The sequence below is a fragment of the Amycolatopsis pigmentata genome (genome assembly GCF_042684065.1).
Lineage (GTDB): Bacteria > Actinomycetota > Actinomycetes > Mycobacteriales > Pseudonocardiaceae > Amycolatopsis_E > Amycolatopsis_E pigmentata.
The window spans coordinates 475,944-487,987 of the sequence record NZ_JBHUKR010000011.1; the positions used below are offsets into that span (position 1 = coordinate 475,944).

Annotated in this window: 9 protein-coding genes; 6 read left to right on the forward strand and 3 right to left on the reverse strand. The window is 67.8% G+C overall.

Features of this window, described 5'->3' with window-relative positions:
* Window positions 1-44 precede the first annotated feature (44 nt).
* From ACFSXZ_RS24355 to ACFSXZ_RS24365, 3 genes are all read right to left on the reverse strand, one after another.
* Window positions 45-815, reverse strand: coding sequence for an ATP-binding cassette domain-containing protein (locus tag ACFSXZ_RS24355; protein WP_378267450.1), 771 nt, complete (start codon window positions 813-815; stop codon window positions 45-47).
* A 160-nt stretch (window positions 816-975) separates the two neighbouring features.
* Window positions 976-1,989, reverse strand: a complete 1,014-nt coding sequence (locus ACFSXZ_RS24360; protein ID WP_378267451.1) for a class I mannose-6-phosphate isomerase — start codon at window positions 1,987-1,989, stop codon at window positions 976-978.
* The gene (locus ACFSXZ_RS24365; RefSeq protein WP_378267452.1) at window positions 1,986-2,969 is read right to left on the reverse strand and encodes a LacI family DNA-binding transcriptional regulator; all 984 of its coding nucleotides are present in this window, start codon (window positions 2,967-2,969) and stop codon (window positions 1,986-1,988) included. Before ACFSXZ_RS24365 ends, ACFSXZ_RS24360 begins: the two co-directional genes overlap by 4 nt.
* 427 nt (window positions 2,970-3,396) lie before the next feature.
* Between ACFSXZ_RS24365 and ACFSXZ_RS24370 the strand changes: the two genes are divergently transcribed.
* From ACFSXZ_RS24370 to ACFSXZ_RS24395, 6 genes are all read left to right on the forward strand, one after another.
* A complete protein-coding gene (locus ACFSXZ_RS24370) occupies window positions 3,397-6,507 on the forward strand; it encodes a GH92 family glycosyl hydrolase (protein ID WP_378267453.1) in 3,111 nt (1,036 codons plus the stop codon).
* Between the two features lies 1 nt (window position 6,508).
* Window positions 6,509-8,890: a GH92 family glycosyl hydrolase gene (locus tag ACFSXZ_RS24375; protein WP_378267454.1), complete on the forward strand. Its 2,382-nt coding sequence runs from the start codon at window positions 6,509-6,511 to the stop codon at window positions 8,888-8,890.
* 83 nt (window positions 8,891-8,973) lie between these two features.
* Complete coding sequence (locus ACFSXZ_RS24380) at window positions 8,974-9,513, forward strand: PadR family transcriptional regulator (protein ID WP_378267455.1); 540 nt, start codon at window positions 8,974-8,976, stop codon at window positions 9,511-9,513.
* On the forward strand, window positions 9,510-10,727 hold the full coding sequence (locus tag ACFSXZ_RS24385; protein ID WP_378267456.1) for a cytochrome P450: 1,218 nt from the start codon (window positions 9,510-9,512) through the stop codon (window positions 10,725-10,727). The genes ACFSXZ_RS24380 and ACFSXZ_RS24385 overlap by 4 nt, the downstream gene beginning before the upstream one ends.
* Before the next feature lie 22 nt (window positions 10,728-10,749).
* The gene (locus tag ACFSXZ_RS24390) at window positions 10,750-11,484 is read left to right on the forward strand and encodes a class I SAM-dependent methyltransferase (protein WP_378267457.1); all 735 of its coding nucleotides are present in this window, start codon (window positions 10,750-10,752) and stop codon (window positions 11,482-11,484) included.
* A 177-nt stretch (window positions 11,485-11,661) separates the two neighbouring features.
* Window positions 11,662-12,024, forward strand: a complete 363-nt coding sequence (locus ACFSXZ_RS24395) for a DUF3817 domain-containing protein (RefSeq protein ID WP_378267458.1) — start codon at window positions 11,662-11,664, stop codon at window positions 12,022-12,024.
* Window positions 12,025-12,044: the final 20 nt, after the last annotated feature.

Below are 12,044 nucleotides of genomic sequence, written 5' to 3' on the forward strand. Positions count from 1 at the left end.
GGTGGCCGGCTCCGCCTCGACGGCGGCCGCCTCCTCGGTCTCACTCACGCAGCCTCCTCCTGGGTCAGCGCGCCGGTCATCGCGGCGACCAGATCTTCGAGTTTGGTTTCGGCGGCGACGAAGCGGGCGACCCTCGTGCCCAGCCGCAGCACCTCGATCCGATCCGCCACGGACAGCACCTCGGGCATGTTGTGACTGATCAGCACGACCGCGATGCCCTCGTCCCGCACCCGCCGGATCACGTTGAGCACCCGTTCGCGTTGCACCACACCCAGTGCCGCGGTGGGCTCGTCCATGAAGACGACCTTGCTGGCCCAGACCACCGAGCGAGCCACCGCGACGCTCTGCCGCTGACCGCCCGACAGCGAACCGATCGGCACGTCGGTGCTCTGCAACGTGACCCCGAGCCGCTTGAACTCCTCGACCGCTCGGCGGCGCATCTCCGCCTTGTCCAGCATGCCGAGCTTGCCGAGGATCCCGCGCCGGTGGATCTCGCGCCCCAGGAACAGGTTCGCGGCCGGGTCGAGATCAGGCGCCACCGCCAGGTCCTGGTAGACCGTTTCGATGCCGAGCCGCCGGGCGGCGGTCGGCGAGTCGAAATGAACTTCCTCGCCCTCGAGCAGGATCCGGCCCGAGGTCGGCCGCTCGGCTCCGGACAGGGACTTGATCAGCGTCGACTTCCCCGCGCCGTTGTCCCCGATCAGTGCGGTGACCTCGCCCGCCCGGGCCTGGAAGGAAGCTCCGCGGAGGGCTTCGACGGAACCGTAGCGTTTGACGATGTGCTGCGCGTCCAGCAATACCGTTTCTGTGCTCATGGCGCCCTCTTTTTCGCGAGTTTGCGCGCCCCGGCAATCGTGTCGACAGGGCGCTCTTTCCTGGCAGACCTCACGCGGGACAGGCGGGCGCCCTGCCCCCACGCTGGCGGACAAAGAGGGCGCGCTCTGTGGTCATCTTGACTGCCGCGATTCGGTTTGGTCATGAACCCAGCTCCGGTGGCCGGCAACGGATGATGGTCAAGCCGCCCGACACCTCGGTCTGGCCTGCCGCGTGTGGCACGACCAAGGTGTCCCCTTTGGACAGTTCGAGGTCGCCGCCGTGCTCGGTGCGTAGCGTTCCTTCCCCGTCGAGCACGACCAGCACGGCAAAGGACGCGTCCAGCGCGAGCGCCGGCGCGGGACGGAGCCGATCCGCGCGGAAGAACGGCGACGCGCCTTCGGCCAGCAGATCGACCGTGGGTTCGTCGAGCGCGGCGGTTCGCTTGATGAGGGTTTCCGGATCGCGGGCCGTGGTGTCGAGCGCTTCGAGGGCCGTGTCGAATCCGATGCCCAGGTGGGCCTTGTCCTGATCCGCGAGGAAATCCCGCCATTCCAAGGTGAGCGAGAAGTCGGTCGGCTGCTGCAACTCGACCACGAAGACACCTTCGCCGATGGCGTGTGGCAGCCCGGCGGGAATGTAGACGGTGTCGCCCGCGCGGACTTCGACGCTGTTCAGTGCACCGAGCATCGCGTCGCGGTCCTGATCCCGCACCCATTCACCGACGGTCGCGGACGGGACGGTCTCGCGGAAGCCGGGATAGACCCTCGGGTCCGGACCCGAGGTGCCGACCACGATCCAGGCTTCGGTCTTGCCGAAGTGGGAGTCGAAGTGCTTGCGGGCGAAGGAATCCGACGGATGGAAGTGCACGGGCAGGCGTTGTCCCGCGTCGAGGAGCTTGACCAGCAGCGCCGTCGAGTCCGCGAAGGCGGCGACATGCCGGGCGCCGAGCCAGCGCTCGGGGTCGGCAGTGACCGCTTCGCGAAGCATGCGTCCGTCCGGCAGCCTGGTCAGGCCGTTTTCCGCCTGGCCGTAGAGCGTCGTGGTGGAGGCCACCCAGTCTTCCGGGCCGAATTCGGAGTCCGAATCGGACATTCCACGGAGCGCGGCGATGGCCGCTCCACCGCGGTAGAACTGCGGCGGCTGGTTGGCGGGCAGCTTGATCGGAGCACTCATACAGCGACCTCACCGGAGCCGCGAGGGATCAGGCGCACGGGCAGAACCACCTTTCTCGGCGGGGAGTCCTCGCCGTGGATGCGGGCGAACAGCAACTCGGCCGCCGCTTCGCCGAGCCTGCCGACATCGTGCGCGATCACCGTGACCGGCGGGTCCAGCAGGTCGGCCAGCTCGAAGTCGTCGAAGCCGACGAGGGCGGGCCGCGGCGTGACATGCGCCAGCGCGCGCAGCAGATGGACGGTGACCCGGTTGTTGCCCGCGATGACCGCGGTCGCGCGATTGCGTCCCGACAGCAGCCTGGCGACCGCGTCGATCACACTCTCCCGCGTGGGCGTGCGGAGCACAATCAGGCGTTCGTCGTAGCGGATTCCCGCCCGGACGCAGCCCTCGCGGTAGCCGCGCAGTCGTTCGGCGGCGGTGAAGATGTCGGGGCGGTCGCCGATGAAGGCGATCCGGCGATGACCGTGCTTGGCCAGGTGGGTGACGGCCGCGACGGTGCCCCCGAGGTTGTCGACCAGGACCGTGTCGGCCCTGATGTCCCCGGGCGGCCGGTCGAGGAAGACCACCGGGGTGCCCGCGCGCATCTCGGGCACGAGGTAACCGTGCTGGGCACCGGCGGGCACCATGAGCATGCCGTCCACCCGCCGGGCGCAGAACTCCAGCGTGAGCTCGCGTTCGCGCTCGGAGTTCTCCTCCGAGGAGCCGGTGATCACGTGCCTGCCGAAGGAGGTCGCGATCCGCTCCACGGCGCGGTTCAGCTCGGAGTAGAACGGGTTGCCGACATCTTCGACGACCAGTCCGATGGTGCCGGTGGTCGAACCACGGCGCAGGTTGCGGGCGCCGAGGTTGCGCCGGAACCCGAGCTGGTCGATGGCGGCCAGCACCCGGTCGGCGGTCTCCGGATGGACCGCGGGCTCGTCGTTGACCACCCGGGAGACGGTCTTGATGCTGACGCCGGCGAGCCGGGCGACGTCGTTCATCGTCGGCCGGCGTCCCGGCGCTTTTCGTGTCCCCTCCGACAACGTTGTCATTGACGCGGATTTCACCTCACCGGGCCCCCGCTGTCAACCCGACGAAAGTCGACGGACGGCGGGAGGAGTCTCTTCACGCGGAAGGCGTATTTCGCTGTCTTAAACAGGACAGGTTCCGGCGTGTTCATTGACGCCTTTGGCCAGGCATAACAACTCTGGCGTCCGCTCGACAAGGTTGTCAGCGACGGGAGGGTTCATGGGTTCTTGGCGCACGGCATGCCAAAACGTGAGGTTGCTGCCCGCGGTGAGGAAGGACGCGCCCGCGAAGCTACGGGGGCGGGGAGGCAGGCCGCTTGGAGCCCGACCGGCGCCCGAGGACGGACGCCACGGCCTGGCTGCCCGCGCCCGTGGGCGCGTCTCAACGAGGACAAAACAGTTGCTGGCGTTGGTCGCGGGTGTCGTGGTCGCCTGGGGTGGGCTGGCCGTGACACCGGCGACGGCGGCGCCGGATCAGGACTTGGCGAAGTGGGTCAATCCGTTCGTGGGCACCCGTCCGGGTGGTGCGGACCACGGCACCGGCGGTGGCGCCGGCAACACCTTCCCCGGCGCGGTGGCGCCGTTCGGGATGGTGCAGTGGAGCCCGGACACCGTCCGGCCTCAGCAGGGTGGGTATTTCTACGACGACAACCAGATCAAGGGCTTCAGCCTCACGCACCTGTCCGGCGCTGGGTGCGACACCTACGAGGACATCCCGTTCATGCCGTTCGCCGGTGATGTCACCACTTCGCCCGCGATGGATCCGGCCCGCTACTACTCGTCGTTCTCGCACGCCGACGAGCAGGCGAGCCCCGGCCGTTACCAGGTGAAGCTGGGCAACGGCATCAAGGTGGAGTTGAGCGCGACGCAGCGCACCGGCGCCGGACGGCTCACCTACCCCACCGGATCCACCTCCACCCTCCTGGTCAACACCTCGGGTTCGGTGACCGGAACCGACGACGCGCAACTCGACATCGGCAAGGACACGCTCAGCGGGTGGGCCGACAGCGGCCGGTTCTGCGGCACCGACTCGCACTACCGGGTCTATTTCTACGCGAAGTTCGGCACGCCGTTCGCGTCGTCGGGAACCTGGCGCAAGGGCACCGTGACACCGAACACGGTCAGCGGGCCCGGTACGGGCGGCTGGGTGACCTTCCCGAACACCGCGGGCGCCACCGTCGATGTCCGCGTTGGACTGTCCTTTGTGTCCGTTGACGGCGCGAAGGCGAACCTGCGCGCGGAGAACCCGAACCGCTCCTTCGACGACGTGGCCGCGGCGACCAGGAAGGCCTGGAACGACCGGCTGAACCAGATCACCGTCCAGGGCGGCACGGACGCGCAGCGCACCACGTTCTACACCTCGCTCTACCACAGCTTGGTGCAGCCCAACGTGTTCTCCGACGCCAACGGCGCCTACACCGGGTTCGACGGCCGGGTGCACACCGCCGACCGCGGCCATGCGATGTACACGAACTTCTCCGGATGGGACATCTACCGGTCGGAGATCCAGCTGCTGGCCATGCTCGCGCCGAAGGAGACCTCGGACATCGCCCGGTCGATGATCGCCTATGCCGAGCAGGGCGGCTCGTGGGACCGCTGGACCGTGGCCAACGACTACACCGGCGTGATGAACGGCGACCCCTACCACATCATCGTCTCGACCGCGTATGCCTTCGGCGCCAAGGACTTCGACGCCAAGAAGGCGTTGCTGCTGATGCTCAAGGGCGCGACCCAGCCGACCAGCCAGGGTTATGTGGAGCGACCCGGACTCGCCGACTACCTGCGGCTCGGGTACGTCCCGGGTCAGGGCGCGGACACGCTGGAGTACACCAGCGCGGACTTCTCCATCGCGCAGCTGGCCAGAAGGGTCGGTGACAGCGCGACCTATACGGACTTCATGAAACGTGCCCAGTACTGGCAGAACCTCTACAACCCGGGCACCGGCTACCTCCAGCCGCGTCGCGCCGACGGTGTCTTCACCACCCCCTACGACCCCGCGAGCCCGCAGGGCTGGGTCGAGGGCAACGGCGCCCAGTACAGCTGGATGGTGCCCTACGACGTGGGCGGCCTGATCACCGCGTTCGGTGGGAACCAAAGCGTCGTGTCGCGTTTGGACACTTTCTTCACCCAGCTCAACGCCGGAACCAGGCAGCCTTACGCGTTCCTGGGTAACGAGCCGACGCTGCAGACGCCCTGGTTGTACGATTTCGCCGGCGCACCGTACAAGACACAGGCGCTGGTGCGGCGGGTGCTGGGTGAGCTGTACAACCCCAACCCGGAAGGGCTGGTCGGCAACGACGACCTCGGTGAGATGTCGTCGTGGTACGTGTGGTCGGCACTCGGCATGTACCCGGAAATCCCGGGGCGCTCGGAACTCGTGCTCGGATCGCCACTGTTCTCCAAAGCGGTGGTGAAGACCGGTGCCGGTGCCACGATCACGGTCAACGGGAAGGGCGACGGACCCTACGTCAGCGGGTTGAAGGTCAACGGCGCGACGACCGGCAAGACCTGGCTGCCGGAGGAGTTCACCACTCGGGGCGGCACGCTCGACTTCACGCTTTCCGGTACTCCGGACACGTCATGGGGAACGGCGTCCGGCGACGCCCCGCCGTCCTTCCGTGACGGGGAGACGGCCAGCCTGCCCTTCGTGGATCCGGCGCGGGCGACGATTCCGTCCGGCTCCAGTGGGTCCGTCGCGATCGGCGCGCAGGATCTGTCGGGCACGACGAGAACCTGGCACTGGAGTGTCGCGCCGCCTTCCGGCATCACGGTGACGCCGTCGTCCGGCGATCTGACCGTTCCCGCCGGCACGAAGGCCCGGACGAACGTGACGGCGAGCGTGGCGGCCGGAACCGCGGACGGGTACTACCGCATACCGGTGACCCTGACGTCACCCGGTCAGCCGTCGGCGCAGGCCACGATCGGGTTGCTCGTCGCGCAGCCGGGAAGCTGGTTGGCCAGCGTGAACAACGTCGGCATCTCACCGGATTCGAACCCGTCTGTCGCGAGCTTCGACACCGGCGGATACAGCTACTCCTCCGACGCGCTCGGCGCGGCCGGGGCACGGCCGGGCAGCACGGTGACCGTGGAAGGCCTGTCCTACACCTGGCCCGCCTTCCCTGCCGGGGAGCCCGACAACGTGGTGGCACAAGGACAAACCATCACCGTTCAGGGGTCCGGACGGTTGGCGTTCCTGGGCGCGGCCAGCAACGGCAACACTTCGGGCACCGTGACCGTCACCTACACCGACGGGACGACCAGTACCGCGGACATCGGCTTCTCGGACTGGGCTCTCGGCGGTGGCGGCGCCCAGCCCGCCTATGGCAACCGGATCGCGGTCACCACGTCGTACCGCAACAGCGCGAGCGGGAGCCCGCAACAACTCGCGACCTATGTCTTCGCGACGGCTCCCATCACGCTGACGCCGGGCAAACAGGTAGCGAGTGTCACGCTGCCCAACCCGTCCTCAGGCGGAAACCTGCACATCTTCGCGATCGGGACGGGAGCCTGACATGCGTGGACTCGGAAAGCTCGCGATCGCGTTGTCGCTGGGGGTGGTGCTTCCCGCCGCCCTGGTGACGCCGGTCGAGGCGGCGCCGGGAGACGTCCTCGACGCGGTGAACACCTTCATCGGTACCCAGGACGACGGCAACACCTTCCCCGGAGCGTCGGCGCCGTTCGGCATGACGCAGGTGAGCCCGATCGGTTCCCACTACGCCGGCTACCGGTACACCGACACCGCGATCCGTGGCTTCGGGCACTTCTTCCTCTCCGGAGCCGGATGCTGGGAGCAAGGCGGGCTCGTGTCGACCTTGCCCACCACCGGAACGGTCGGTCCTGGCGGGGATTTCGACACGGCGAACCCCGCCACGTTCGACCAGGTGCGCTACGCCTCGCCGTACACCCACGACGGCGAGGCCGGCAAACCCGGTTACTACAAGGTCCATCTGACCGGCTACGGCGGGGTCGACGTGGAAACCACCGCGACGACCCGCACCGGGGTCGAGCGCTACACCTTCGACCGGTCCGGGCCCGCCAACGTGTTCGTCAACACCGGGCAGGCCGACGACAAGGAACCGGTGTCGGGCAGCAGCGTGCGGATCGTCGGGGACCGGACGGTGGAGGGCACGGTCACTTCGCAGGCGTTCTGCGGCGGAAAGCCTTACACCACCTACTTCGTCACCACCTTCGACAAACCGTTTACCGCGTACGGCACGTGGTCTCCCGGTGGCGGAGCACCCGGTTCCCGTGATTCCGCGGGCGGAACCGGGTTGCGCGGAGCTTGGCTCACCTTCGCCGATCCCGGACAGGTCACCGCCACCACGGCGATCTCCTATGTGGACGCCGACGGCGCGCACCGTAACCTGTCGGTGAACGGTTTCGACCGGGTGCGCGCCGAAACCCAGCGCGCGTGGCGGTCCGAACTGTCCTCAGTGGACATTCGCGGTGGCGCGGCGGACAACCGCGTGGTGTTCTACACCTCGCTGTACCACTCGTTGCTGCAACCTCTGACAGCCAACGACGTCGACGGGCGCTATCGCGGCTTCGACAACCAGATCCACCGGGCCGTCGGCTGGACCTACTATCAGTATTTCTCGCTCTGGGACACCTATCGCACGCAGAACCAGTTGCTCGCGCTGCTGCGGCCCGCACGGGCTCACGACATCGCGCGCAGCATCCTGGCCATCCACGAGCAGGGCGGTTGGCTGCCGAGATGGGCGTATGCCAACCAGGAAACGAACACCATGACGGGTGATCCGGTGACCCCCTATCTGGTGGACCTGTGGCGTTTCGGTGCGTTGCGCGGCTTGGAGGCCGAGGCCTACCAGGCACTGGTTCATAACGCCGACGAAGTGCCTCCGGCGAGTTCGCCGTTCGAAGGGCGGGCCGGGAACCCGGGCTACCAGTCGGCCGGTTTCGTGCAGTACGACCCGAACTTCCCGAAGAAGGGCCAGGACGTCGATCCGCAGCACGGCGCCTCGGCGACCATGGAATACGCGCTGGGCGACTGCTCGCTCTCGCTGATGGCCGCCGGCCTCGGCCGGTCCGCTGACGCGCGAGCCTTCGCGGCGAAGGGCCGTAACTACCGGAACCTGTGGGACGCCAGTGTCTCCGACCGCGGCTTCACCGGCTTCCCCCGGCCCAAGGTCGCCGGAGGTGCCTGGTTCACCCCGGCGGACGGCCCGTACAGCCCTGAAGGACAGGACGGTTTCCACGAGGGCACGGCGTGGCAGTACCAGTGGCTCGCGCAGCAGGACGTGCCAGGCCTGATGAAGCTGATGGGCGGGCAGCAGTCGACGATCGCCCGGCTTGACGACTATTTCGCCTATGCCGATCTGCTCGCCGACCCGGCCAAGACGGCACGGGAGGAATGGGTCACCGGCCCCTACAACTACTACAACCAGTTCCGGTACAACCCGAACAACGAGCCGGACCTGCACGCGCCGTGGATGTACGACCTGGCGGGCGCGCCGTGGAAGACCTCGGCCGTGGTCCGTGCCGCCCACACGTTGTTCACCAACGCGCCCAACGGCGTCACCGGGAACGACGACCTCGGGGAGATGTCCGCCTGGTACGTGCTCAGTTCGCTCGGGCTGTATCCGGGCGTGCCGGGCACGGGGCAGTTCCTGGTGAACGCGCCCAGCTTCCCCAAGGCCGTGGTGCACCTCGACGGCGGCCGGACGGTGGTCGTCAGCGCTCCGGGCGCCCAGGACCGAAGCGTGCAGGCCGTGGCGGGTCTGCGGGTGAACGGGATTCCGAGCGACCGCGCGTGGATCTCGCTCGAGCAGTTGACCCGGGGAGCCTTCATGGACTTCCGGCTGACCGGTGCGGACTCGAATCCGGCCTGGGCGACCGGGCCGGGGGGTGCGCCACCTGCTCCCTGCGCGTCCTGAAGTGTGACGGGCTCCGTCAGGGGGTGATCTTCCCCCTGACGGAGCCTTGTTCGGTTACTGGAACTTAAGTTACGGTAACCTAGGTGTGGATCGAGGTCTTGCTTCTGGCGAAGCTCGCCAAAGGGCCTTCCCATGGCTACGAACTCCGCAAAGCGGTGGAGTCCTCGACCGGCCGCGCGTTGTCGAACAATTCGCTGTATCCCACCTTGCGCCGGTTCGTCGACGCGGGGGCGGTGCTGCGGAGCGCGGAGGACCAGGAGGGCAAGCCGCCGCGGCACGTCTACACGATCACCGATGTCGGGCGGGAGCTGTTGCGTGACACCCTGGCCGACCTCCCGGCCGACGTGGCGGACAACGATTCGGAGTTCCTGGCGCGCCTGGCGAACTTCGCCTGGCTCGAACCCACCGAGCAGCTCAGGGTCCTCGACGCGCGAGACCTCGCGCTGAAACGGGAGCGGACGCGGCTCGCCGGGCTGGCGCTGGCGCAGGCGGAAACCTGGAGCCGGATGGTGCTCGACGAGGTGTGCCGCCGGCTCGACGCCGAACGCGCCTGGCTGTCCGGAATCCGCACGGAAATCGAAGCCACACCGGAAGAAGCGGTCACCACGGAGGAAGTCTCATGACCACCACGCTTGATTCCGCGCCCCGTCTGCCGTTTCCCCGGCCGAACGTGCTCGAAATCGCGCCGCTGTTCCAGGTGCTCCATCGCGAAGCGCCGCTGACCCGGGTGAGGACGCCGGCCGGTGATCCCGCGTGGCTGGTGACGGCCTTCGAGCAGGCGCGGGAAATCCTCTCCGACCGCCGGTTCGGCCGGTCGCATCCCGCGCCGGAACAGGCCTCCCGGATCTCCGACGCGGCGATTCAGTCGGGCCCCCAGGGCGACTACGAGACCGAGGAACAGGACCACAACCGGATGCGGAAACTCCTGGTTCCGGCGTTCTCGGCGAACCGGATGCGCCGGCTTTCCGGCCGGATCGAGGAACTGGCCGGTCAATGCCTCGATCGGATGGCCGAAGCCCGGGATGCCCGCCCCGGCGAGCCCGTCAACCTGCACGAGTTGTTGTCCTTTCCGTTGCCCGTGCTGGTGATCTGCGAACTGCTGGGCGTGCCCTACGCCGACCGTGACTATTTCCGCGGGCTCTCCGACCGGCTCGGCATCCTCGACGGCGGTGACGACGCGCAGCGGGCCATGGAGGAGTTCCAGGCTTACATGGGCAGGCTCGCCGCGCGCAAGCGAGAGAATCCGGGTCCCGACGTCGTGTCGGACCTGGTGAAGGCGCAAGCCGAAGACCCTCGCTTCGACGAGGACGAGATGACGAGGCTGGCCGCGGGGCTGTTGTTCGCCGGCCATGAAACGACGTCCAACCGGATCGACCTCGGCGTGCTCTTCCTGCTCAGCGATCCGGCCCGCCGGGACGAGTTCGCGGCGGATCCGGACAACCGGGTGCTGCCGACGGTGGAGGAGATCCTCCGGATCGCCTCGCCCGGCAGCTCGGGCCTGGTGCGTTATGCCCACGACGATGTCGAGATCGGGGGTGTCGAAATCGCGCGCGGAGAGGCGGTCCTCGTCGCCATCGGGATGGCCAACCGTGATGGATCGGTTTTCGATGATCCCGACGAATTCCACCCGGACCGCAAGCCCAACACGCATCTGGCGTTCGGCCACGGCGGCCATTTCTGCATCGGCGCGAGCCTGGCCCGCACGGAGCTCAGGACCGTTTTCCCGTTGTTGTTCCGGCGGTTTCCCGGTCTCCGTCTCGCCGTTTCCGTCGATGAAATCGAGGTCCGGTCGAACCGGCTCACCGGAGGGGTCGACAATGTGCCCGTGCGGTGGTGACAGTTCCACTGTGGACTGAAGAATGCCCGACGCGATCTTCGCCGACCCACGGCTCGCGCGCGTCTACGATCTTTTCGACGGAGAGAGAGACGATCTCGGCGCGTACCTGGGCATCGCGGACGAGTTGGGCGCCGAGCGTGTCATCGATATCGGGTGCGGCACCGGGTCACTGGCGATCCTGCTCGCCGGCAGCGGCCGCACCGTAGTGGCGGCCGACCCGGCAGAGGCTTCGTTGGAGGTCGCGAAGTCGAAGGACGGGTCGGAAAAGGTCACGTGGGTGCCTGGCGACGCCACCGCGCTGCCCGCGCTCGGGGCGGACCTCGCCGTGATGACGGGCAACGTGGCGCAGGTCTTTCTCACCGACGAGGACTGGACGCGAACTCTTCGGGCGATCCGCGCCGCGTTACGGCCGGGCGGGCATCTCGTGTTCGAGACCCGGCGTCCCGAACGCCGTGCCTGGGAGGAATGGGCCGCGGAGGCCGGGCCGGTCACCCACGACGTTCCGGGGATCGGGGCCGTCGAGCGGCGCATCGGCGACGTCGAGGTGAATCTCCCGTTTGTTTCCTTTCGTTACACCTATCGTTTCATTGCGGAGGGCACGACGCTGACCTCCGATTCGACCCTCCGGTTTCGTGATCGCGACGAACTGGAGAAGAGCCTGGGTGCTCTGGGCTATCGAGTGCGGGCGGTCCGGCAGGCGCCGGACCGCCCGGACCGCGAGTTCGTGTTCATCGCGGAGTGTTCCCCGTCACTGTGACAGGAGTCGCGGTAGGACGTCCGAAAAGCACGGTCGGTGCTGTGGGAGAATGGTGGGGACCCCCGGTGTCCCCGTGACCGCCATCACGGATCACAATGGGAGTCACGAACGGTCCGACAGCGGTGTCGAAATCGCTGCGGGCCCTTTTTTGTTTATCGCTTCCCAGGGAGGAAATTCGTGTCCAGCAAGGCCGCTCTCGTATTCCGCGTGGCCGCAGTCGCCGAGGCGTTCTCCTGGGCGGGATTGCTGATCGGGATGTACCTCAAGTACGTCGTCCACTCCGCGCACGAGGGCGGGGTGCCGGTGCTGGGCATGGTGCACGGGATCGTCTTCGTCGTCTACGTGCTGACCAGCCTCCTGGTGTTCAAGCCGCTGGCCTGGAAGCCGAAGACCCTGGCGATCGCACTGCTCTCCAGCCTGCCGCCGCTGCTGACCTGGTGGTTCGAGAAGTGGGCGCTGCGTACCGGCAAGCTCGACGGGCCCGAGCGGCTCACCTACGGCGGCACCGGCCTGTTCGTCCGGGAGCCCGTCTCCGCGTAATCCGGTTCTCGACCAGAAGG

Bases quoted from the DNA above. Each gene is read 5' to 3' on its own strand.
- ACFSXZ_RS24355 (WP_378267450.1), bottom strand. From the start codon at position 815: ATGAGCACAGAAACGGTATTGCTGGACGCGCAGCACATCGTCAAACGC.
- ACFSXZ_RS24360 (WP_378267451.1), bottom strand. From the start codon at position 1,989: ATGAGTGCTCCGATCAAGCTGCCCGCCAACCAGCCGCCGCAGTTCTAC.
- ACFSXZ_RS24365 (WP_378267452.1), bottom strand. From the start codon at position 2,969: ATGAACGACGTCGCCCGGCTCGCCGGCGTCAGCATCAAGACCGTCTCC.
- ACFSXZ_RS24375 (WP_378267454.1), top strand. From the start codon at position 6,509: ATGCGTGGACTCGGAAAGCTCGCGATCGCGTTGTCGCTGGGGGTGGTG.
- ACFSXZ_RS24385 (WP_378267456.1), top strand. From the start codon at position 9,510: ATGACCACCACGCTTGATTCCGCGCCCCGTCTGCCGTTTCCCCGGCCG.
- ACFSXZ_RS24390 (WP_378267457.1), top strand. From the start codon at position 10,750: ATGCCCGACGCGATCTTCGCCGACCCACGGCTCGCGCGCGTCTACGAT.